Below are 23,036 nucleotides of genomic sequence, written 5' to 3' on the forward strand. Positions count from 1 at the left end.
GGCACACCCTGCCTTGGAGGCTCCCGCCTCCTGTCTCCCCAACCCGGCAGGCAGAGCCTGCGGCGCATGGCGTTCCCAGGCGGGAGCCAGGGAACGAGCAGCACCCTTGTACCCAGGCTCCGCCTGGGCACACTCTGTCTTGGAGGCTCCCGCCTCCTGTCCCCCCAACCCGGCAGGCAGAGCCTGCGGCGCATGGCGTTCCCAGGCAGGAGCCAGGGAACGAGAGGAATGAGCAGGGCAACAGGTCGCTTGAACCGGTCACAGAGAACGAATCAAAAGACGCCGAAAACAGACGCGAGAAAGCTGGTGGTTCGAGTTGATTTCGAACGGCTTCCCCTCATCATTCGGGCTTTGGGAAGAGTGCCATCAGACTGTCCGCGAAGATCCGGTGGCCGTTGACGTTGGGATGGTTGATGTTGTTTTCCATCAGGGTGATGTAAGGGATTCCCTGTCGCCAGAGCCGACCGTAGCGAAGGGATCCTTCAGCGACCGCGATCTGGTTCTGTTGCGCAAAAGCACGAACGCCTTGGACGTAGGCGCGGGGATCGTCATCGATGTTTTGCTGGCTCGAAAACCCCATCCAGCTGGGGCGAACATAGTGCGGTGTCAGAATGATCCACTCGGCATCTCTCTCGCGCAAGTCGGCCAGGATCTTTCCGTAACGCTCCTCCACTTGCACTTCTGAAAGACCGGCATCGTTGACGAACTCCGACACGATCAGATCGGCCTGCCGGTTCAACACCTTCTCCTGGTAGTTGTGTTCGCTGCCCGGTGGCTCGCTCAGGTAGCTACCGGTATTCCGTCCGCCCCACGCCTCCGTGACCAATTCGATTTTGGCGTTTGGATAACGCGATTTCAGACGCTCCACAAACATCGATTGGTAGCGATTGAAGGTCGACACGCTGTCACCCCAAGCGAGGATTTTCAGGGGCTCTCCGGACTGGAGCTTTTTCAAAGACTCAGGCAGCAATGTTTCCGCAACGGAAGAACCGTTGGCTGTTGTTTCGGGGTAGGCGGTTTCCAAGATTGGGAAGACGTGGTCCTTGCTCAACGCATCAAGGCGGGTGGGAAGGTAGATGTTCGCCAGCCGGATCTGGCCCGCATCCAAAGCCGGCGGTTCGGGCATGGAAGCATGTGGCGTTCCTTTCTTCAGCACGATCTGATGATGCCCGTTTAGCACGACCGAATCGATGCGTTGTTTGGTGTGTTGGTAGTCGATGTACACCGGTTGGTCGGGGGCGATGGCTCCCTGCGGCAACCGACCGACCGTGCCGGAGACAAGGTCAGCCTCGTAGTCGATCCCTCTTTGAAATGTCTTGGCCGCGGGCTCCAGACCGGCTCGGACGACAACACTGGTGGGGTCGAGCAAACCTTCGACCGTGCATTCCGCTGCGATGACTCCTTTGAGACGAACACCCTTTCGCCAGCCCGCTGTCGTCTTGGCGTCGAAGTCGGGTAAACGATCGTGTTTCTCGTGGGTGACCGTGACGATTTCGGGACCAGCGAGTTTCAATTCAGCCGCAACCGATTGAGCTCCCGGCACGGTCACCGAGACGGTCCATGCTCCCGTCAGCCGCACCTCGGCGGGCGTCGCGACGGGGGATTCTGCCGCAACCGAAGTGACGCAGCAGATCGCGATCGCTTGCACCACGAGGAGAAGGAGGGTGAGTGTCAGGGTAGGTTTCATGGGGTGACCTTCAATGCTTCCACTAGGATGACCGCGATTTCTTCGCGGCAAATGGTTCTGAGTTCTCGACCTTTTTCGACTCGCTCCGCGTCGTCTCCGTAGTTGGACTGGCCAACGGAGAACTTGCGATCACGCCGGATCGTGCACGGGGAGCGGCATCGTTCGCGCCGACGAACGGTGCTGGCGAGGCATGGGACTGACGCCGCTCCAGTGCCATTCAGTCCTGAGTCCTTGGCTTCCGCGATGGGTTCTTTGCATGCAGTTCGGCAAGCGTTTGGACCAGTTTCCCGGGATCATCGCACAGCAAAGATTCCGGACGATATTTTAGCAGCGGCAGAACTTTCTCGGGTGTCCCTGTCGTCGCGTCGAAATGGATCTTCGCTCCCGCCTCGCGAATCTTTGTCAGTAGCGTTGGGTCGTTTTCGATCCAAGCAATCTGAGGTCGCAAGTAATTCATGTTCGCGGATAAAAACGCATCCATCTGCTTTTTCTGACGCAGGAAGATCAGCGTCTGGAGTTCCGGCAAGCGTTCTTTGAGTTGCTGCGATTGTTCCACGGTTCGCACGGCCGCGATCGTCCGCGCGGTTTCGCCATGGACTTTCACGGCTGCGGCAATTCGATCCGCATACGTCGCGCCTTCTTCCTTCAGGTCCAATTGGACATCGATCCGTCCACGGCAGACCTGCAGTGCTTGTTCCAGTGAAGGCACCCGTTCGGCATGGTACTCCGTTCCGAACCAAGTTCCGGCGTCCAGTGCCGCCAGTTCGTTCCAGGTCAGATCGTTGACACGCCCGCTGCCGTTGGTTGTCCGGTCCACCTTCGCATCGTGCATGATCACCAACTTGCCATCGCGCGAGGTGCGGACGTCAAGTTCGACCGCCGTTGCTCCGGCTTCCATCGCTCTTTCGATCGCTGCGATGGTGTTTTCGGGACGATCATGGCTCGATCCACGATGCGCCGAAATTCGCTGGACGGATCCGGCCGCTGCCGCCAAATCCTCTGCATGCGTTTGGGCCTCGGCCCTGCCGCACGTGGCGATTGCAAACACGGTGCAGAGCACCACGCAACTGACAGCACCTCGTTGTTGTCTATCGTTTTGGCGTCGTGAACGCATCCCAGTGAAGGCGAGCCGATAGGAAGGCGGGGTGTTGCTCATCGTTTTGTTTCTGGTTGTGCAGGGGGCTGTTGGTTGGACTGGTTCCTTCACAGGCTGGAAGCCGATGCCACTTCCCTATTGGACTGCGTCGCCTTGGCGGAGCGTCAGCAAGTATTCGATCAAGTCGGAAAGTTGTTGCTCAGTGAAGTTGGCGACGAGGCCTTCGGGCATCAGCGAGACGGATTGGGGGCGTTCCTCTTCGATGTCTGCTTCGTCGATCGTGATCTGTTGGCCGGTGGCGATGCCGAGCGTGATTTTCCCGTCTCGGCGATCGAGTACCAATCCGTTTTGGACGCGGCCGTCTTCCAGCAGAAAGGTGGTCGCGACAAAGTTGTAGTTGATCGCTCCGCTTGGGTATTGGATGTGATACAGCAGTTCTCGGTCACCGTACTTCATCCCCACGGACGCCAGATCGGGGCCGACCAACGCGCCTTCCCCGGTGACCCGGTGGCATCGCGCGCAGGCGGCGTCTTTGTGATTGGCAAACAGCTCGCGGCCTCGTTCGACGTTGCCTTGCATCGCCAGCACCGCTTGCACGTTGTGAATCTTCGCGCTGTCGCTGCCTGCCTTCACTGGAAGTTGCTCCTCAGCTGCGAGACGAATTCGACGATCGGAATGATTGTGCAGCAGGAACGACAGTTCGCTCTCCAAGTCGGCAGCAATCTTCGTCTGCTTTTGCAGCGACAAGACCGTGTTGGCTCCTTGGAAACTCGTCGCGATCAGCTGCAAAGATCGACGTCTTGCATCCAGTGGCATGTTTTCATCAAGGAGGGCATGCAGCAGGGTGGGTTGTGCCGTGTCGTCTGCCATCGAGTGGATCGTTTCGAGCGCGGCCAAGGCAAGTCGTCCACCGCTCGGACTGCCTTGCGCATCGTCGATCAACTTGGCTGCTAACGCACGAACAGGCTGGTGCTTCATTTTTCCGAGGGACGTCAGGGCTGCCACGCGAACAACATCCTGTTGTGTGTCGTCGCCTGCAAGTTTCATCAGTGGGGCTTCGAATCCGACCAACGATGCGTTTGCGATCGACTCGATCGCGGTGATCTGGAATGCGGGCGAGTCCAAGGCATTCATGAACACCTGACTTAGCGAATCGTCTTTGGTAAGTTCACGCCAATCGGTGGCAAGTTTGCGACCGAGTTGCCTGATGATTTCGAGTTTGCCTTCGGCGGTGACTCCATCTGCAAAGAATCGTTGGACGAGCACACGACCAGCAGCCGGGTCTGCAATTCCAGCCAGGGCAAGCGAAGCAGCTTGTTCGACCGAAGGGGATTGGTTGTGCGATAGCAGTTGCTCCATCGCAGGCAACGCTTCGCTGCGCTGAAGCACCCACGCCAAGCCAATCACGCGTGACGCCGAATTCGAGGGCGGCAATGCATCCTGAGGCCGAAGGAACGCATCGTTGGAACCAACCGGGTAAAACGGAGGCACGGCGATCGGTTGCTCATCCCACCCCGCTTGGATCGCTGTTTCAGCCAAGCTGCTGAACAGACGCGTGATGAATTCTGGCTCGCGATGGATCAAGGCGACTCGCAGAGCCTCCAGATAAAACCGGTCGCGACCGTCCCATGCAGCGGTCAACGATTGCAACGCGGCGCCGATGTCTTCGGTTGGCTGGTTCGAAATGGCGAGCAACAATGCGCGGCGCACGCCGGCGTCCGGATCGTCAACGAGGGCTAGGATTCGATCAAGGTTCTGGTTCGATTCATTGTCTCGGTCCGATTCACTGAGCAGGCTGAGTGACGTTTCGCGGATTCGCGGATCGGGATCGTGGAGAGCTTCCGCCACGTCGGCTTGGCCGGTGGTTGGCAGTCCATGCAGGACATGAAGTGCTCGCGCGCGGATGACTGGGTTTGTGTCCTGGAGCAACTCCAGCAATTCATCGCGGGCTCCCGCACCTTGTCTCACCAATTGGTCACGTGCGGCCAGGCGTGCCACTGCGTTGGGTGACTGCAACGCTTCGGCCGCGTTGTCTCCATGGAATGTCAACGTGTTCGGCTTGGTGTTTTCTGCGCTGACGCGATAGATCCGCCCGGTCGTCTGATCGGAAAACCGGTTGCCACCGACTCCGGCATCGTACCAATCGCAGACGAACAGCGATCCATCGGTGGCGACGGAGACATCGACGGGGCGGAACCAGTCGTCATCGCCTTTCAGCAGCACATCGTAGTCCGATCGGAAGCCGGCCCCATGGCGAACGAGTGGGTGCGAATTGACTTGATGTGTCCCCGCATCGATCTGCAGCACCGCGCCATGATACTGTTCGGGCAACAGGCTTCCCTCGTAGACCACCAGCCCACTCGGTGACCCGTTCCCGGTTCCAACCAACTTCGGAATGATGCCGGGCAATTCTTCCGCCCAGTGCCGAGGCGAATCAGGATGCTGGTAACCGTACTCGCCGCCTTCCAGCACCCAGTACATCCGGCAACCACGATCGCCGTCATCATCGTTGTCGCTGCCAAACACGTTTCCGAAGGAATCCACCGCTGCCTCGTAGTTGTTGCGATGGCCTGACGACAGAATTTTCAGTTGGGTTCCGTCGCGGTTCACGCGTAGCGTTGTGCCAACATTCGAGGACGTCACCCGTTGGCCGGATTGGTCCATGACATCCAGCGTCGGTTCGCCGGTTTTCAGTTTGTCTGCTCCGTAGCGGGCGTCGCCAACGGTGAAATACAGTTTCCCATCGGGACCGAAAGTCATCCCATGCAGTCCATGGTCGCTATCGACACCACGAAATCCAGTCAGCAGAGTGTGTCGGCGATCCGCGATGTCGTCCCCATCGGTGTCTTCCAGAACCAAGAGGTTGGGTGAATTGCCCGTGTAGACCCGCGTTCCGGTTTGAACGCCATCTTTCCAAATCTCTTCCACGGCCAGTCCCAACGGCACCGGGAAAATGTTGTCAGCGAACACGGTGACTTGGTCGGCTTTTCCGTCGCCATTGGTGTCGCTGAGGATCTTGATCTGATCCGCGTCTGCGACTCGGCTCATCGAATCGAACTCTTTCTGTTTCATTCGATAGTTGAGTCCTTCCGCAATCCAAACACGTCCGCGTGAATCGATTTCCATTGCCGTTGGGTTTCTCACCATTGGCTCGCTGGCCCAAAGAGATACTTCCATGCCTGCGGCCGGATGCAACGACTTGAGAGAGTCGGTGGGTGAGATTTGGGCGGACGCACTGCCGCAGCTGACAACGAAAAAAGACAGGCAGGCAGATCGCCAGATGGATCGCAACATGAACAGCGTCCGAGCAATGAAATGGAGGGGAGGCGGGGAGGGAATCAGGACGCGCGAGACGAGGGAGGCTTCCGTTGGTGAAACAGAATTTGAATGCCGTCCATGCCGGCGACCACAAGGGCGATGCCTCCGTCTGCGTCCAAGTCAGGGGTGCCAATTGTAATCCAGTCCGGACTTCGCCGTGATTGATCGTGGCCATCCCGTTCAGAAAGTGTTTCTCCGGACATCTCTCAATGTCCGCGTGGCTTGGCTGAAGGCTCACCACCGTCTCGGATGGACCACTCGATGCCTGCTGCTTTTTCGTCCCTTCGAATCAAATAGAATGCCTCCTTTCCAAAGTGGAAGCCGTCGTGAAAGCTTTCTGTGTTCAACGTGTCAGCAGAAGTCGTTCGGCAAAAGTCGATTCACCGAAACGTGTTCACGTTCGGGTCTCGTGAACTGAGAGCTGATGCTCGGTGGCTGATTCAGCCCCATGAGACCTGACCACGTGTTTGAAAATTGTTTCACTGTCCCATCCGTCTTCCAGAAGGCGATCAGCACCATGCGAATCCGAAACTGCCGTTCTTTGGCCCCCGTTTTGATTGTGGCGGCTTGCGTCGCTGTGTCGTCCACTGTTGTGCAGTCTCAAGAACCTCAAGGGGTCGTTCCAGGGGCCGAGAAGCCACTGCGGATTTCGCCCCGACCTGACAATGACCGGAACAGCGAAGGCGATTTCATCCAACTCAAGGATGGACGGCTTCAGTTGATTTACACCAAGTTCATCGGCACGAGTGACCACGCACCCGCCGAGCTCATGGCTCGGTATTCCGCTGACGGTGGCAAGACTTGCTCTTGGTCTGGAACAACGGCGATGACCCGTTGGCAATCGTCAAGCCAGTCGGCCGGCGCCCTTTCACAGCGGCGCTCTCCGAAGACGAAGGCGTCACCTGGAAGCACATCCGAAATATCGGCACCGATCCACAGGGGTGGTATTGCTACACGGCGATCGAGTTCATCGACGATCATGTGCTGCTTGCCCATTGCGAGTACCCCGGTCTGAATTCGTTGCAAATCACTCGCTTTCCGATCCGTTGGTTGTACCAGTCAAGCGAGGTCGACAATGTGATTCCTGTCACTCCCAATGAATCTCAATAGCGCCCCTGGCTGAAGGACGCGGGTCAGGTGACACCTGGGAACCTGAGTCGGGTTGGCCAGCGAGTCGGCCGATCGGCGTGTCCGGCCAGACAAATGACCCGGACGGGCATCAGTTTGAGGGCACTGTCGGTAGTCGAAGCACCACAAAGATGCCGTAGGCCGCGGCGGATAGGGTGACCAGTTTGGCGGCGACATGGAGACTGCTAAGGATCAACGTTGATCCGACCAGCACCGTGACCATGGTGATGGCAACCACTTTCACTCCTGGTCGAACACCGCCTTGGTTGTGCCAATCACGCAGTGGGCCGCCGACGATTGGCCACGCCATTGCTTTGGCGTGCCAGCTTGGCGACACACGGATGAGGAAGTAGCACATCAGCAGGAGGAATGGCGTGGTCGGGATACCCGGTAACACGACACCAACCATGGCGAGCGCAAAGAACAGCCCGGCCAGGAACCAGTACAACCAGCGTTTGATGCCACGGGCTGGTTCGATCATCGAGGCGGTCTCAACCATCGAAAACTTTCTGCCGATCTGTTCGGATTGGGCGGGAGCGATGGCCAAGCAAAGTCACTTCCATTGGACGTGGATGGGGACCGTCGCGTATCCGCTGGCAGGATACGATTCCAACGACGCAGGGGATTCGGGCTGGAGATGAAAACCGAGTGTTTGATCCAAGAGGGATTCCATGAACACACGCATCTCCATCCGAGCAAGTGGTGCGCCCGGGCAAACGTGAATGCCAGCTCCGTACAGCAGGTTGTTTTTCGGACTGCGATCGAACTTGACCATCCCAGCATCTTCGAACGCGGATGGATCGCGATTGGCGGCGATCCAGTTGATATCCACACGCTCTCCCGCGTCGAGATCACGTCCACCGAGTTGGGTAGGACATGTGGTGGTCCGCCGATTGCTATGCAATGGATTGTGAACTCGCAGGATTTCGTCCATCGCGGCCAGCAGCACGCAACGGTCACGACGCAACGTGCTTTGGTGCTCCGCATTGTCTGCCAGGTGATGAATCAAAATTCCGATCGAAGCGGAGATGGTTCCGAGTTCGCCAACCGTCCAGTTCCGTAGAATGCTGCTGATTTCTTCGTTGCTCAGTCGTCGTCCATGGACAGTTTCGTGCATCAGAGAAGCGGTCACGTCGTCGTCCTTCTTGGCACCGCATTGGGAACGCTGCTGAATCAGGTCATCGACAATCGCATCGAGTTCACTCGCCAGCGTCGACAAGGCAACACGATCGCGGGCGCGAGTCGCGGATTGATTTTGTTCGGCCCAGCGGAGGAGCGGTTCGTGCAGGCTGCTTGGCCAACCAAGAAAGGCACATTGAATGCGAACGGCGAAGTGGGATGCCAGATCGCTCATCACCTCCACGTCGCTGCCGCCGACTGACAATTCGCTCAACAAGTCGGACGAGATCTCCCGGCAGACCGGCTCAAACGCGCCCACTCGTTCAGGGGAAAAATACGGTTCAATGATTTGCCGGAAAGGAGTGTGTTCCGGCGGGTCCATTCCATTGGGCACGGATTGATGCCGCGACACTTGGTTGCTGAACGTTGGATGGTCATTCAAAATTTGCATGACGTCGGCGTGACGAAACACGGACCAACCGCGTGACTCGCTGTGAGCCACCGGACAACGTTCACGCATCTCATCGTACGCAGCCACTTGATCGCGGATGACTCGATCGGATTCGGGATTCCAGTCGGACTTCATATCGTTGTTGCGTTCATTGACGGACGCAGTAGAGCGCGCCGACTTTGTTGACGTAGTGAACGTGGCCTGCAAACGCGAGCGATGTGGAAACACATCGCATCAATACCAATCAACGTTAGCGGCACGGCTTCCAGAGCACTGGAAACCGATCGTCTGGGGGACTTCCACGCAACGAGTGAACATGCATCAGTGTATGCACTTTGGAATGTGTATAGCAAGGTGTAGGTTGAGGCAGTGGGCGTGGTGGCGGTTCCGAGTTGGGTTGGCCTGATAAAAAGCGTGCTCTCAAAAAAGCCGAGCACGCTCTCGCGGCTGTCTGCTCACCGCGATCAGCAGTCGCGATCACGATCCTGGGTGGGGAACGGCGCCGAATCAGGTGCCGAACTTGCAATTGCCCGTTGAGCCTGCAGTCACCTCCGTCCGTGGTTGGGCAACGCTAGCCGGTTGGCAACCGGTTCCGGATGATCTTGGTCGTGGGGTTGCCGGGCATGATCGTGTCGCACCACATTTCGTTCTCAAAGACGTAACGAACCTGAATGGCCTGGGCTTCATCGGCAGCGAATGCGGATGCGGCCTCGGCCAGCGAGACTGTCGCATCGGTCGCGGTGGATTTCATTTGAACGTGCTGCACGTCGGCGCCTTCGGAGAGGTCGGCAAACAACTGCAGGACTTGATCCTTGGCCCATTCTGCTTCCAGGATTTCCGGCAGCGGCTCATTGTTTTCGAGGTCTGCCAGTGTGAGTTTTTTCGACGTCATGCGTTGGGTAATCCGGGACGCGAGAAGGCGGGCATCAGTAAGATGGCGTTTTCAGGTGCCGGACAAACGTAGCGGCAAACGCCACACCCGGTGCAGGTGTCTTCCTTGATCACGGGCTTGCCATCGGTGACGGCGATTGCGTCGTCGACAGGACATCGTTCACTGCAAACGGTGCAAGTCGTGCTGTGGTGGGCCAGGCACAGGTGTTCGGTGATCCGGGCGGTGCCCATGATCGGCGGGATCGTGTCGACCAACACACCCGGTTCACACGACGCGATGCAAGGAAAGTCTTCGCACATCAAGCAGGCGGATGTGTCGGCGTCGATGACCGGTGTGCCGGCGACCGCGCCCAGGCGATCGGGGGCTTGGACGATCGCGTTGTACGGGCACGCGGTGATGCAGTCGCCGCACCGGGTGCAGCCCGCCAGGAACTGAAACTCGTCGATCGCACCGGGTGGTCGATGAACAGGGATCGTGCGAGCGAGAGGCTTGCCAGTCAGATTGGTCGGCGGAACGGGATCGATATGGATGCCGCCAATGCTGCGTGGCTGTGCAAGCGGTCGTTCTTCCACCTCTGGTTTGGGCAATCGTGTGACGAGCGCCGGAAAACGCGATGGTGGTCTCAATTTCCAGAGTCGACCTTGCAGCAATGCACGGCGGCTCTGGGAGACGGCAGTCGGTTGGAAGAGAAATGAAAACGCAACAAGCGGGAGGCGGAGAGTTGCAAAGAGGAACCGCCGCAGAGCGGAGCTTTTTCTCTGCGTTGGCTTGTCAACGTCTCCCCGGCTCTCGTGACTTGGCGTCATTTCTTTCCCTGATTCACTTTGCGACCACATCAAGCGGCGGCAGCATTGGGACGGCATTGGCTTCTGGCATTTGATCGAGCGAAGCTGAGGGGGCGTGGCACTGCGTGCAGTTCGTTCGCCACGGGTGCGTTGATTCCATGCCAGCCCATCCATGCGGGCCGCCATGGCAAGCGTTGCAGTTTTCTCGCATCCACTGCGAATGCGGGATTGTCGGCGGCGCGCCTTGGTAGGCACGCTTGCCCGCTTTCGGTGCCGGCAAGCCGACAAAGCTCGTTGAGACACTGGCATCGACTTCTTGGAACGGTGCCGGTGCCATCGATGCGTGACACTGGACACAGTTGCCGAGGAATTCGTGCGACATCACGCTGGCCTTCAAATTCGCCATTTGCACGCCACTGGAATGACATGCATAACAAGCCGCATCGGTGGTGTTTTCAACGGGGTGCGGAATGATCGGTGGAGCACCGTTGAACGCACGGCGTGATGCCCGCAGTTCGCTGGACGCTTCCTTCTCCGATTCACTCGGTTCGATCTGGGTGTAGAGATCGTACTCCGGCGCTGGCAATGCCTGCGGCATCGACTGCCAGGGTTTCGTCGGTCCCATTGGTGTGCTGGCGATCTCAGCGTAACTGACCGCAGGAATCAACTTTGTCTCCGTCCTCGTTCTTGAAATCTCGCGATCAGTCAACGGTGATTCGTGCATGCCATCGGGTTTTGGCACGCCATCACCCAGACCAACGAAGTATCCCATCACCGCGACGGCCATCACCACCGAGAGAAAGATCGTTGTCAGCCGGTTCATGAAGGCACCTTGGCGGTCGTTTTCTTGACAACACGAGCCGCACACTTCTTGTAGTCCGGTTGTTTCGAAAACGGATCGTAAGCTTCCAGTGTGCAGTTGTTGATCAGTTTGGTTTCGTCAAAGAACGGAACAAAGATCGTGCCACGTGGTGGTCGGCCACGGCCATCGATCCACACCGGCAAATCGCAAACGCCACGACGAGATTCAATGGTGACAATTTCGCCCTGGCGAATGTTGGCTGCTTGGGCGTCTTCCAAGTGCATTTCCACATACGCGGTTGGCATCGCGCGGCTGAGTTGCGAGACCCGCCGTGTCATCGTGCCCGTGTGCCAATGTTCCAGCACTCGGCCGGTGCAAAGCCACATCGGATATTCTTCGTCAGGCATTTCCGGCGGCGGCTGATACTCGTGGAACCAAATCTGCGCGCGACCATCGCTGGATGAGGAATGATAAAACTCGAATTCCTCGCCGGCTTTTACAAACGGGTCGTCGAATCCCGAGAAACGAAACCTGGTTTCTCGCCATGAACCGTCTTCTTGCTCGACCACTGGCCAACGCAACCCGCGAGCTTTCACGTATTCCTCATACGGGGCGAGGTTCTTGTGCTTCATCGTCGTGAACTGGCGGTACTCCTCGAACAGATGCTTGTCGACGTTGGTGTCGTAGTAGCGATCGAATTCCCAAACGGGAATCTCTTGGCCAGCGTCGTCTTTCACCGCGAAGATGAATGCACCGTCTTTGTCCTTCATTCCCTCATGGCCCATCTCGAACAGCTTGTGCGCGATCGCGATGGTCATCCAGCAATCGTCACGGGCTTCGCCCGGCGGATCGACCATTTTGAACCACTGTTGTGTTCGCCGCTCACTGTTGCCAAACATGCCGTTTTTCTCGACCCACATTGCGGCTGGCAAGATCAGATCAGCGAGTGCCGTGGTCGCGGTCGGGTACACATCGCTGACAATCAAGAATTTGTCTTCGAGACCCTGTTTGTCGTTGAAGAGTGCGTTCAAATTCGGCAGTGTTTGGCCCGGGTTGGTGACCTGCACGAACATCGTTGTGATGTCACCGCCTTCCGCCGTGGGTTTGGTGAACTGCTCGAACATCTTCACCGTGTGATAGCCCGGCACTTCGCTGATGCTTCCCTCGCGAACGTTCCAGAAGCCTTCGCTTTGCTCGCGATGTTCAGGCTTGGTGACGACCCGGCCACCTGGCAACGCGTGAGCCAGCGTGCCAACTTCGCGGACCGTGCCGCACGCCGATGGCTGTCCGGTGAGGCTGGTGGGGGCATCGCCGGGGCGACCGAAGTGCCCCGACAACAGGTGAACGCCGTGGACCAACGAATTGATGGCCGTGCCCATCGTGTGCTGGTTCATGCCCATGCACCAGAGCGACGTGATTCGAATGTCGTGTTGCCCAAACAAGTCGGCAAGCATGCGAATCTTGTCCGCCGGAACCCCCGACAATTCTTCGACATGTTCTGGCGTGTACTTGGCGATCCGTTTGCGAAATTCCTCTTCGCTAATTGGCTCACCTTGCAGCGTCGGGGTGTCCGCTTCATCGCCTCGGAAGTTGCAGTGTTTTTCAACAAATGATTTGTCGTAGTTGTCGTTCTCGATGAGCAGGTGCAGGATGCCCAGCGAAATCGCAACGTCGCCGTGCGGTTTCATTTCCAAGTAGTCGTTCGCTGCATCGGTGGTTCGAGTCCGACGCGTTCCGATGTCGATGATGCGGACCTGTTCACCACGCGAACGACGATCGGTGACTCGCGAGAACAGCACCGGGTGCATTTCGGCGGGGTTGTTGCCCCAGGTGATCAGCACGTCGCATTCGTCGAGATCTTGGTAGCAACCTGCCGGTTCATCGACACCGTACGTTGCCAGGAAACCGGTCACCGCCGAAGCCATGCACAACCGCGCGTTGGGGTCGATGTGGTTGTTGCTCAGTCCGCCCTTCATGAACTTCTGAGCGGCGTAGCCTTCGGGAATCGTCCATTGGCCGGACCCGTAAAACGCAAACGTATCCGGCGAGTCAAAGATTCGTTGGGCGATGGTTTCAATCGCTTCGTCCCAGCTGATTTCGGTCAGCTTGCCGTCTTTGCGAAGCAGCGGCCGAGTCAGTCGGTCCTTGCCGTAGAGGATGCTGCCAACGTGATAGCCTTTGACGCACAGCAAACCCTTGTTGACATCGGCGGCCTTGTCGCCAGCAACCGCGACGACACGCCCATCTTCGACACCAACTTGAACGTGGCATCCAGTGCCGCAGAAACGACAAGGTGCCTTGTTCCACTCCAAGCCTTCGCCTGTGGGCAATCCATCGACGGCTTGGTCAGCCTGAAGAACTGGCAGCGTCGCGCCCGCGACCATGGAACCGGCGGCAGCCATCGCGGCTGTCTTGAGCAAGGCACGTCGGTCGTTGTTCATCTTCAGTTCCTTGTGGATGGTTCTTCTTCGGTGTCTTCGTCGAACGCGACCATGGCGACGGCCAAGTCGATCACTCCCGGCAAGTCTCGGACTGCATTCCAGATCTCTTGGTCGCGTGTTTTAGTTTCGCTGTCCACGACAATTGCAAGCTTGCTGCCACAGGCTTGCCCCAAGTCAATTTCGGGAATGTTTGTGATGGATTCGATCGCACTGATATGTTCTTCCACGGAAGAAGCGAACGTGACGACGAGACCACTGATTGGCACTGAGATTGCTTTTTGAAAACGTGGCAGAAAGGATCGGAAGTGAGGTTTCGCGAACCTGCACGTCAAGGTATACCATAGGCGTCGTCAGTGAAACCTCATTTGGGATGGAAATTCATGTCGCGAATCGCCAATCTGCTCTTCGCTGGCGTGGTGTGCTTGATCGGCGCGATGTTCTTCGTCGCGACCAGTCGAACGGCATTGCGAGAGGATTCGCACGCCACCCCGGACGCTGTGGCTTCGGTTGCACAGTCTGGTGACGTGAGCTTCCAGTCTGCGAGTGAGCCTGCAGCGAAGTCCGATGGCGAGCAAGAGGCTTACCCTACGGTCATCCGTAAACCATCTGGTCCGCCGCGGATCGAACTCGCCGGCACGGACCCGCAAGGACGAACCGGCAGCGTTGCCTGTTCCACTTGCCACCGCGTTCGCCAGCCGAACTTGGACAACAAAACGGCCGCCACGCTCGACGAATTTCATCAAGGCATGACATTCAGTCACGGCAGCATCGCTTGCTATTCCTGCCACAATCCCGATGACTCGGATTCGTTGCGGTTGGCCGACGGAACTTTGGTGGCTTATCAGGAGGTGATGACACTGTGCTCTCAGTGCCACAGCAAACAAGCGGAGTCCTTCGCTCATGGTGCCCACGGTGGTATGAACGGGCACTGGGATTTGACTCGCGGACCCCAGATGAAAAACAACTGCATCGACTGCCACGATCCGCACGCACCGGCCTACCCCAAGATGATTGTCGGCTTCAAGCCGAAAGACCGCTTCAACGCCCCTCTCGATCACAGTCACGACCACGAAGGAGCGGAATCCCATGACGAGCACTGAAACCGACTCAACGCCCTCGTCCAAGCCCAGCCTGCCCATCGTTGAGAACTTCAGCCGCCGCGCCGCCGTGAAGGCCGGTTTTGCAACGCTGGGTGCGGGAGCGTTCGTGGCCGCGATTTCGCCGCTGCGACAAGCCGCCAAGAACACGTCGGCGGCGGAGTTCATGCAGACGCACTACACCGAACTGTCGACCGAGCAAAAGGCCGATGTGATTGCTCGCCTGGAAGCCGAGACCAAAGAGAAGTACGGCGCGGACGTGACGATCGGGGATGATCGCCCAATCCCTGGCACAAAATTCGTCTACGCGATCAACCTCAGCGTGTGCAATGGCAACGGCAAATGTGTCGAAGCCTGCCACAAAGAAAACAATCACGACCGCGACACCAACCAGTCATACATCCGCGTCATCGAAATGCCCAAGGGCACGATGGACATGGAACAAGGCTCGACGACGTACACCGGTGTGGTTCCCAAGGACGACAAATTCTACTTGCCCGTGCAGTGCCAGCAGTGCGACGAACCACCATGTGTCGACGTCTGCCCGGTCAAGGCGACGTGGAAGGAAGAAGATGGCATCGTTGTGGTCGATTACAACTGGTGCATCGGTTGCCGCTATTGCGAAGCGGCCTGCCCTTACCACGCGCGGCGTTTCAATTGGAAGAAACCCGAGGTGCCGGCCGCAGAGGTCAACCCAGACCAAAGCTACCTGAGCAATCGGATTCGTCCGGTCGGTGTCGTTGAAAAATGCACGTATTGCTTGCACCGAACCCGCCGCGGCAAGTTGCCCGCGTGCCTGGAAGCCTGCCCGACGGGCGCTCGCGTGTTCGGCAATATTCTCGACAAGGATTCCAATATCCGCTGGATTCTGGAAAACAAACGTGTTTACATCCTCAAAGAAGAACTCGGTACCAAGCCGGCATTCTTTTACTACTTCGATTGAGCTGGGAAAGAAGTTGACGCAAAGTCGCGTGTGATGGGGAGACGCGGAGGGAAGTTTCAACGCGGAGCTTTTGACCTTCTTTCTCCTTTCTTTGCGGCTCTCCGTCTGGCCGCCTCTGCGTCATTTTTCTTGAGAAGCAATTCATTATGAGCAGCATCCCCGCCAAAGAATCGCATGTCACGAGCTATCCGAAATTCATCGGACGTTCGTTGTGGCTGGCAACGGAAGGGTCATTCGCGTTTTATGCGTGGATGACGATGTTGACCATGCTGTTTTTGGTCGGCGCGAACGCGTGGGCCAATCAAGTTGCCGGCGGCATGATCGGCACCAACATGACCGATCAGGTTTCGTGGGGACTGTACATCGCCAACTTCACGTTCATGGTCGGGTTGGCTGCGGGCGGTGTGATGATGGTCATCCCGGCGTACCTGTATCATGACCGCAAGATGCATGATGTTGTCATCATCGGCGAGTTGCTTGCCATTGCTGCGATCGTGATGTGCTTGCTGTTCGTTGTCGCTGACCTCGGCCGGCCGGATCGGTTTTGGCACATGTTGCCAGGGATTGGAAAATTCAACTGGCCCATCTCCATGTTGACCTGGGACGTGATCGTGCTGAACGGCTATCTCGTCTTGAATCTGCACATCTGCGGCTACTTGCTTTACATGCGTTTCCTCGGTCGCAAACCCAATCCGACGTGGTACATCCCGTTCGTGATGCTGTCGATCGTGTGGGCGATTTCAATTCACACCGTCACCGCGTTCCTGTACTGCGGTCTTGGTGGGCGACCGTTTTGGAACACCGCGCTGCTTACCCCGCGCTTCCTGGCGTCCGCGTTCGTCTCCGGCCCCGCGTTCATCATCGTTGCGATGGTGCTGATCAAAAGACTGACCGGCATCGGCGGACTCGATCATCCGATCGCCACGCTGACCAGAATCATTCGAGTCACCATTCTGATCAACCTGCTGATGGTCGCGTCCGAGCTATTCACTGAGTTCTACACCGGTGGTTCGCACGTGAGCGCAGCGAAGTATTTGTTCTTCGGCTTGCACGGCAAAACCGCACTTGTCCCATGGACCTGGACCGCGATCGGATTGAACATTACCGCGGCGCTACTCTTCCTGTGGCCGGGGTTGCTCGGATTCCGTTGGCGGCCACTGCTCGTGGCCGCTTGCTGCATGGCGTTTGTCGGCGCGTGGATCGAAAAAGGCATGGGGTTGATCGTCCCCGGTTTCATCCCCAGCACACTGCACGAGGTCGTTGAATACGTCCCCAGCCAACTCGAATGGAAAGTCACCGTCGGGATTTGGGCGTTCGGGTTGATGGTGTTCACCATCGCGATCAAAACTGCCCTGCCAACGCTGAAACGCCCCGCCGAGCATTGAAGCCGCTGGGCAATTTGCATCTGCTGATTCGGTGGAAGAGTCTTGCTCATCGCCCATCTTGCTGGGCCGATTGCGATTGCCCTCAGCCTTTTCGGGCCGAGGGCATGGGATGCACTTCGATATCAGTCCCGGTCCAGCGCGGATCGTGAAGGATTCGTCGTCCTGGCCCTCAGGGGGGATTGCGATCTGGCAGACGGCCCACGGTGAGCTGTCGCACGGTCGTAGAGAGTCGCATCGGACTCCTGGGCCGCGTCAGTTGGCTTTCGTGACTAGCATGATCGAGTCTTCGATCGCGGTCAGACTGTGAAGTTCGCCGGGCGGCAGGAACAACATCTTGCCTGGTGTCATCGTCATCGTTTCGCCCATCGCCGTGAAGTCGACCTTCCCGGCAACGCACTGAACAGTGATGTCCTTCGCGGCTTTGTGTTCGGGGATGGCTTTGCCGGCGGGCAGGACCAAACGCATCACGTTCATCGGCTCGGTTTTGATCAACAGTTTCGGTTTGGGTTCGGCATCGGTGCCGATGTCGTGCAGGTCGATCAGCTTTCCGGCGGTCATGGTTTCACTCATTTGGTCTGCTTTCTTTTGAAAGGGGGAATGTCATTCAACTGGCCGAGGCGACGGTGCCGACGACCAACGTCGATTCGACTTGTTTGAGTTGCTTGGCGTGAGGCGGGTTGAACTTCAAGTGTCACGACATGGCCAACAGAGGCCATGTGATGATTGGAAGTGTAAGCGATGCGGAAGTGATTGCAGTAGCAAACGCTTTCCTGAACAGGCGAGCGGCTCAACAACTCGTACCAGTGCGTCCCCAGGCGGGAGCCTGGGGACGAGCTGTGCGATCTTGTACCCCGGCTCTGCCTGGGCACACCCTGCTCCCGAGGCTCCTGCCTCACGAACCTGCAACCCGGCAGGCAGAGCCTGCAAGACAGTGCGTTCCCAGGCGGGAGCCTGGGGACGAGCCGTGCGATCTTGTGCCCCGGCTCTGCCTGGGCACACCCTGCCCCGAGGCTCCTGCCTCACGAACCTGCAACCCGGCAGGCAGAGCCCGCAAGACAGTGCGTTCCCAGGCGGGAGCCTGGGGACGAGCCGCGCGATCTTGTACCCAGGCTCTGCCTGGGCACACCCTGCCCCCGAGGCTCCCGCCTCACGAACCTGCAACCCGGCAGGCAGAGCCTGCAAGACAGTGCGTTCCCAGGCGGGAGCCTGGGGACGAGCTGTGCGATCTTGTACCCCGGCTCAGCCTGGGCACACCCTGCCCCGAGGCTCCCGCCTCACGAACTTGCAACTCGGCAGGCAGAGCCCGCAAGACAGTGCGTTCCCAGGCGGGAGCCTGGGGACGAACCGTGCGATCGTGTGCCCCGGCTCTGCCTGGGCACACCCTGCCCCGAGGCTCCTGCCTCACGAACCTGCAACCCGGCAGGCAGAGCCTGCTTTGGGATTGCTTGGTAGGAGGCGGGAGCCTCCCAGGCAGTGTGTTCCCAGGCGGGAGCCTGGGGACAAGACTGGGCAGCATCAACTGTGAGTCACTTCACAGACCAAAGGCTCCGCTTCCTGTAAAACGATTCCCGTCCCCGTGTGTCGGCTCACACTGCAAACGGACGTGCCGAGCCGAAGAGGAACCAGACAGGAATTCTCGTTCCAGACCAATCAAAGCTCCATTTTTGCAAGGATGCCTCTCCATGTCTCGTAAAATACTCACCCGTGCATCAGTCGTCGGCGTGGCTGCGTTTGGAAGCCTGTGGCTTGCCGGATGCCGCCAGAACGGGAGTTGCACCGTTCCTTCGGCAGGGTATGGCTCGTCTGCCTACTCGGCGTCGCCTTCGTATTCCCAGCCCGCGTACCAGGGCTCTGGCTCGACGAACTCAGTGCCTGCGTCGTCGTATTCCGCCCCTGCACAAAGCTACTCAGCCCCTGGCGGTTCTGGGACACGCTCTGCGCCATCTGGCGGTTCAGGCACACGATAAGCCATTCCGGAAGGGCAAGACGCAGGAAACGATTCTTGATCCGTCGGCATGGCTGACGCTTCGACACAGCAAACGTCGGCCAAGAAAAATTCGGATGTCGTGTAAGGATCGTGTCGGCCTACCGTCTTCACTTGCGAGCTGCCAAGGTTCGGCTTCCCGCGACGAGCTGAAGTCACGTGACGAGATTGTCTGTTGGGAACGGCACACGATCACCATCCTTCCAATCAGCCGGTTCCTCGATGATCTGCTCCGGGCCGATCCACTTGATGTGTGCATGCAGAAACTGATTGACGTCTTCCATTCGCTCACCTTTGAGGGTGTCATGTGTGGCTCGGTCCAGACCGGTTGGCATTGCTTCGGCTGCATCGACGGATGCGGTTTGGGATGTCAGGGAACCGTGGTGAAGAGTGTGTCGAAGGAGTCATCGTGATACCACGCCCACATCTTGTCAGGGCAATCGCCCTGTTGGTCCTGGGACTGCTGTTCTGCGTGTTCCCCGGTTGCTCTTCAAACGATGCCGATCAAAACGAGAACCAAATCGTTTTGACTGGCTCGAGCACTGTTGCCCCGTTGATGAGTGAGATCGCCAAGCAATTTGAATCGCTGCACCCTGGAGTGCGTGTTGATGTGCAAAGCGGCGGCTCTTCACGAGGCGTTGCCGATGCGCGGCGTGGCCTCGCTGACATCGGGATGGTCTCGCGAGACCTCAAAGCAGAAGAACAGGACCTGACGGCGTTCCCGCTCGCTCGAGATGGTGTCTGCGTCATCATCCATCGGGACAATCCCGTGGCCTCACTCACCGACGATCAGCTTGTGGCCATCTACACAGATCGCATCAACAACTGGAAGGAAGTTGGCGGGGCAGACGCTCCCATCACCGTCGTCAATAAAGCTGAAGGTCGATCCACACTGGAGCTATTCGTTGGGCATTTCCAACTGAACAACGAACAAATCAAAGCCGATGCGGTGATCGGCGACAACGAACAGGGGATCAAGACAGTCGCCGGTAACCGTCACGCGATTGGTTATGTTTCGATTGGGACTGCTGAATACGATGCCAAGCACGACGTCGAGATCAAACTGCTCCCGCTGGCGGGGATAGCGGCATCCATCGAAAATGTACGAGCGGGTGACTTTCCTTTGTCGCGTCCATTGAATCTGGTCGTGCAAGGCACGCCAACCGGAATCGTGGCGGAGTTCATCGACTTTGCTCGCTCACGCGACGTCAATCAGATCATTCTGGAGCAGTACTTTGTCCCGCTCTCGCAGTGATGTCACGCTCGTTTGGATCCTTCGCGGATGCGGGTTGCTGACCGGAGCGATCACGGTGGTGATTGTGGGGTTTCTGCTTTGGGAATCACTGCCCGCGATTCGCGATGTTGGTGTTCGTCGATTCGTTTCTGACCAATCCTGGCACCCGTCCGCTGGGGCGACCGGCGGGCAATTCAATCTTGTTCCGATGATGGTGGCGACGTCGCTGGCAACCGCGGGCGCCGTTCTCCTGGCAGCACCACTTGGCATTGGCTCGGCGGTGTTCGCACACTTCTATGCACCGCGCCGATTGAGGCACACGCACGGCAAAATGATCGAACTGCTCGCCGGGATTCCTTCGGTGGTCTACGGTCTGTGGGGCCTGGTCGTGCTCGTCCCATTGATTGCACGCTGGCATCCGCCAGGCACCAGTCTGTTCTCGGCGATCATCGTCTTGACGATCATGATTCTTCCAACCATCGCGTTGCTCGCCGGTGCTGCGTTCGACAATTTGCCAAGCGAATACCTGCGAGCTTCCGCGGCACTCGGGTTGTCTCGCGGGCGAACCGTTTTGAGCGTCGTGTTGCCGGCCTCTCGATCGGGTCTGTTCACGGCCGTGTTGTTGGGGACAGGCCGGGCGATCGGCGAGACCATGGCGGTGCTGATGGTTGCTGGCAATGTCGTCCAGAACCCGACCAGCATCTTTCAGCCGGTCCGTACGATCACGGCAAACATTGCGTTGGAGATGGCTTACGCGATGGAGGGCCATCGTTCGGCACTGTTTGTGTGCGGACTGCTCTTGATGGGAATGGTCATGGTGTTGGTTGGCTTCGCAGAATGGGTCAGTCAAGGACGCATTCATGGATAGCACAACCACCACGCCTTCGCGTCCAACTGTCAGCAGGCTGCTTGATTCCCTGGCGACCTGTGTCGTGTGGTCCATCGCCGCGATGGTCAGTGTTGTTTTTGTCTGGATCTTAGCGGACATCGTGATTGCCGGCCTGCCCTCGATCTCCTGGGCGTTTCTGACGGAAGCTCCTCGCAACGCGGGACGTGATGGAGGGATCTTTCCCATCGTTGTTTCAACGCTGCTCATTCTGGCCGTTGCGATGGTCGTGTCCGTGCCGCTGGGAGTCGGGACTGCGATCCTGCTAAGTGAGTTGACGCAGGCGGAAAGTCTGTTTGGAAAGCTGGTGAGAAGAAGCTTGGATGTACTCGCAGGGGTGCCCTCCATTGTGTTCGGGCTATTCGGCAACGCATTTTTTTGCATCCACTTGGGGCTGGGGTTTTCCATCTTATCGGGCGGTCTCACACTATCATGCATGGTGCTGCCGATCCTGATTCGAGCGACGGAAGAAGGGTTTCGTTCCGTTCCGAATGAATATCGGATGGGGGCTGCGGCGTTGGGATTGTCGCGAACAGCCACGCTTGTCCAACTGCTATTGCCAGCCGCTGTGCCAGGTGTCGTTGTCGGATTGGTGCTTGGTATCGGCCGAGCGTTGGCTGAGACCGCGGCGTTGATTTTTACCAGCGGATACGTCGACCGCTCACCCGATTCGTTGTTTGATTCCGGGCGTGCCTTGTCTGTTCACATTTTTGATCTGTCGATGAATGTCGCTGGCGGTGATCGGCATGCGTATGGCTCCGCGTTGGTTCTCATTGCGATGTTGTTGGTCATCAACGCGAGTGCTAGCTGGACTGCCAATCGTTGGCTGAGAAAAAGGATCGTGGTGACATGAACGCAAAAGACAGAGCAGCACGCAACCAAGATGGTTGCCAACGAGCGTCTTGCCCCGAAAGCAACGGGTTCACACTTAGTCCCGTCGACACCGGGCCACCTTGCTGTCTTCCTCAACCGCTGATTGAAGTCGACGGGCTTGCGGTTCACTACGGCAACGCTCGCGTCTTGAGCGGGATTTCGTTGACGATCCACCGAGGGTGTGTGACCGCGTTGATCGGGCCATCGGGATGCGGGAAATCGAGCTTCTTGAGTAGCCTGAACCGGATGACGGACATGATTCCTGGATGCCGAGTGGAGGGGAAGGTTGCGCTCGGTGCGCTCGACGTCCGCGCGACCAAGGACCTGATCTCGCTCCGCCGTCGCGTCGGAATGATCTTTCAAAAGCCAAATCCATTTCCGCTTTCGATACGCAAAAACATCGAAATGCCACTGAAAGAACACGGGATTCGGAACCGGAGCGAGCGTGCAGAAATCATCGAGACCGTTCTCGAAGACGTCGGCCTGTGGGCGGAAGTGAAGGATCGGCTTGACTCGTCTGCCTTGTCCCTTTCGGGTGGCCAGCAGCAGCGGCTTTGCATCGCACGGGCGCTTGCTTTGCGTCCCGAAGTTCTCTTGATGGATGAGCCGTGCAGCGCCCTGGACCCGCTGGCCAGTGGTGTGGTGGAAGAGTTGCTGCTCCGTTTTCGAGGTCGGTACACTGTTGTCATCGTGACCCACAACTTGCAGCAAGCCCGGCGGGTCGCCGATTACGCGGCATTCTTCTGGGCGACCGACGGGACTGGCACGTTGATCGAGCACGGGACCGGTGCTCGCATCTTCGATGAACCACGACAACCGTTGACGGTCGCCTACGTCAACGGCAAGGCGGGTTAACGCATAGAGTGCGAATCCAATCGGAAAGCTTCTGGACCATCCGCCTGAATCAAGCAAGTC

20 protein-coding genes are annotated in these 23,036 nt (G+C 58.0%); 8 read left to right on the forward strand and 12 right to left on the reverse strand.

From position 1 onward, the window contains the following. Nucleotides 1-340: 340 nt before the first annotated feature. The 3 genes from RISK_RS02685 to RISK_RS02700 all read right to left on the reverse strand — a co-directional run bounded on the left by RISK_RS02685 (nt 341) and on the right by RISK_RS02700 (nt 6,077). Nucleotides 341-1,687: an SGNH/GDSL hydrolase family protein gene (locus tag RISK_RS02685; RefSeq protein WP_083434733.1), complete on the reverse strand. Its 1,347-nt coding sequence runs from the start codon at nt 1,685-1,687 to the stop codon at nt 341-343. A 217-nt stretch (nt 1,688-1,904) separates the two neighbouring features. Next, nucleotides 1,905-2,843, reverse strand: coding sequence for a glycerophosphodiester phosphodiesterase (locus RISK_RS27850; RefSeq protein WP_083434734.1), 939 nt, complete (start codon nt 2,841-2,843; stop codon nt 1,905-1,907). Between the two features lie 75 nt (nt 2,844-2,918). Beyond that, nucleotides 2,919-6,077 carry a PVC-type heme-binding CxxCH protein gene (locus RISK_RS02700; protein ID WP_053061035.1) on the reverse strand — a complete coding sequence of 1,053 codons (3,159 nt, stop codon included), beginning with the start codon at nt 6,075-6,077 and terminating at the stop codon, nt 2,919-2,921. 825 nt (nt 6,078-6,902) lie between these two features. Here RISK_RS02700 and RISK_RS32885 point away from each other — a divergent pair. Continuing rightward, nucleotides 6,903-7,211 carry a sialidase family protein gene (locus tag RISK_RS32885; protein ID WP_047812664.1) on the forward strand — a complete coding sequence of 103 codons (309 nt, stop codon included), beginning with the start codon at nt 6,903-6,905 and terminating at the stop codon, nt 7,209-7,211. A 109-nt stretch (nt 7,212-7,320) separates the two neighbouring features. On the opposite strand, the gene RISK_RS02720 is transcribed toward RISK_RS32885, so the two are convergent. The 7 genes from RISK_RS02720 to RISK_RS02750 form a co-directional block, all read right to left on the reverse strand. Continuing rightward, entirely contained in the window at nt 7,321-7,776 is a 456-nt protein-coding gene (locus tag RISK_RS02720; protein ID WP_236695968.1) for a YbaN family protein, read from the reverse strand. A 6-nt stretch (nt 7,777-7,782) separates the two neighbouring features. Next, nucleotides 7,783-8,934, reverse strand: coding sequence for a cytochrome P450 (locus tag RISK_RS02725; RefSeq protein ID WP_047812665.1), 1,152 nt, complete (start codon nt 8,932-8,934; stop codon nt 7,783-7,785). A gap of 436 nt (nt 8,935-9,370) precedes the next feature. Beyond that, nucleotides 9,371-9,691 (reverse strand): hypothetical protein, encoded by a 321-nt coding sequence (locus RISK_RS02730; protein WP_047812666.1) that lies wholly within the window; start codon nt 9,689-9,691, stop codon nt 9,371-9,373. After that, a complete protein-coding gene (locus RISK_RS33435) occupies nt 9,688-10,317 on the reverse strand; it encodes a 4Fe-4S dicluster domain-containing protein (protein WP_315852633.1) in 630 nt (209 codons plus the stop codon). The genes RISK_RS02730 and RISK_RS33435 overlap by 4 nt, the downstream gene beginning before the upstream one ends. A 193-nt stretch (nt 10,318-10,510) precedes the next feature. After that, entirely contained in the window at nt 10,511-11,299 is a 789-nt protein-coding gene (locus RISK_RS02740; protein WP_047812756.1) for a diheme cytochrome c precursor, read from the reverse strand. Then, on the reverse strand, nt 11,296-13,719 hold the full coding sequence (locus tag RISK_RS02745) for a molybdopterin-dependent oxidoreductase (protein ID WP_047812667.1): 2,424 nt from the start codon (nt 13,717-13,719) through the stop codon (nt 11,296-11,298). The genes RISK_RS02740 and RISK_RS02745 overlap by 4 nt, the downstream gene beginning before the upstream one ends. 2 nt (nt 13,720-13,721) lie before the next feature. Continuing rightward, nucleotides 13,722-13,985 carry a hypothetical protein gene (locus RISK_RS02750; protein WP_047812757.1) on the reverse strand — a complete coding sequence of 88 codons (264 nt, stop codon included), beginning with the start codon at nt 13,983-13,985 and terminating at the stop codon, nt 13,722-13,724. A gap of 114 nt (nt 13,986-14,099) precedes the next feature. Between RISK_RS02750 and RISK_RS02755 the strand changes: the two genes are divergently transcribed. The 3 genes from RISK_RS02755 (at nt 14,100) to dsrP (ending at nt 17,144) form a co-directional block, all read left to right on the forward strand. Continuing rightward, nucleotides 14,100-14,819, forward strand: a complete 720-nt coding sequence (locus tag RISK_RS02755; RefSeq protein ID WP_047812668.1) for a cytochrome c3 family protein — start codon at nt 14,100-14,102, stop codon at nt 14,817-14,819. Continuing rightward, nucleotides 14,806-15,759, forward strand: coding sequence for a 4Fe-4S dicluster domain-containing protein (locus RISK_RS02760; protein ID WP_047812669.1), 954 nt, complete (start codon nt 14,806-14,808; stop codon nt 15,757-15,759). The genes RISK_RS02755 and RISK_RS02760 overlap by 14 nt, the downstream gene beginning before the upstream one ends. Before the next feature lie 146 nt (nt 15,760-15,905). Further along, nucleotides 15,906-17,144: a sulfate reduction electron transfer complex DsrMKJOP subunit DsrP gene (gene dsrP, locus RISK_RS02765; protein ID WP_047812670.1), complete on the forward strand. Its 1,239-nt coding sequence runs from the start codon at nt 15,906-15,908 to the stop codon at nt 17,142-17,144. A 252-nt stretch (nt 17,145-17,396) separates the two neighbouring features. Here the strand turns inward: dsrP and RISK_RS02770 are convergent, their stop codons facing one another. Then, a complete protein-coding gene (locus RISK_RS02770; protein WP_047812671.1) occupies nt 17,397-17,714 on the reverse strand; it encodes a cupin domain-containing protein in 318 nt (105 codons plus the stop codon). A gap of 1,569 nt (nt 17,715-19,283) precedes the next feature. Continuing rightward, nucleotides 19,284-19,463: a hypothetical protein gene (locus RISK_RS02780; RefSeq protein ID WP_047812673.1), complete on the reverse strand. Its 180-nt coding sequence runs from the start codon at nt 19,461-19,463 to the stop codon at nt 19,284-19,286. Nucleotides 19,464-19,537: 74 nt separating this feature from the next. Here RISK_RS02780 and RISK_RS02785 point away from each other — a divergent pair, with 74 nt between their 5' ends. From RISK_RS02785 to RISK_RS02800, 4 genes are read left to right on the forward strand one after another with little or no spacing between them, the layout of a single operon-like run. Beyond that, nucleotides 19,538-20,383, forward strand: coding sequence for a phosphate ABC transporter substrate-binding protein (locus tag RISK_RS02785; protein WP_236695969.1), 846 nt, complete (start codon nt 19,538-19,540; stop codon nt 20,381-20,383). Continuing rightward, complete coding sequence (gene pstC / locus RISK_RS02790; protein ID WP_047812674.1) at nt 20,364-21,230, forward strand: phosphate ABC transporter permease subunit PstC; 867 nt, start codon at nt 20,364-20,366, stop codon at nt 21,228-21,230. The genes RISK_RS02785 and pstC overlap by 20 nt, the downstream gene beginning before the upstream one ends. Further along, a complete protein-coding gene (gene pstA / locus RISK_RS02795) occupies nt 21,223-22,101 on the forward strand; it encodes a phosphate ABC transporter permease PstA (protein WP_047812675.1) in 879 nt (292 codons plus the stop codon). The genes pstC and pstA overlap by 8 nt, the downstream gene beginning before the upstream one ends. Then, nucleotides 22,098-22,976: a phosphate ABC transporter ATP-binding protein gene (locus tag RISK_RS02800; RefSeq protein ID WP_083434735.1), complete on the forward strand. Its 879-nt coding sequence runs from the start codon at nt 22,098-22,100 to the stop codon at nt 22,974-22,976. The genes pstA and RISK_RS02800 overlap by 4 nt, the downstream gene beginning before the upstream one ends. The last annotated feature ends 60 nt before the right edge of the window (nt 22,977-23,036 follow it).

This window comes from Rhodopirellula islandica (genome assembly GCF_001027925.1).
GTDB lineage: Bacteria > Planctomycetota > Planctomycetia > Pirellulales > Pirellulaceae > Rhodopirellula > Rhodopirellula islandica.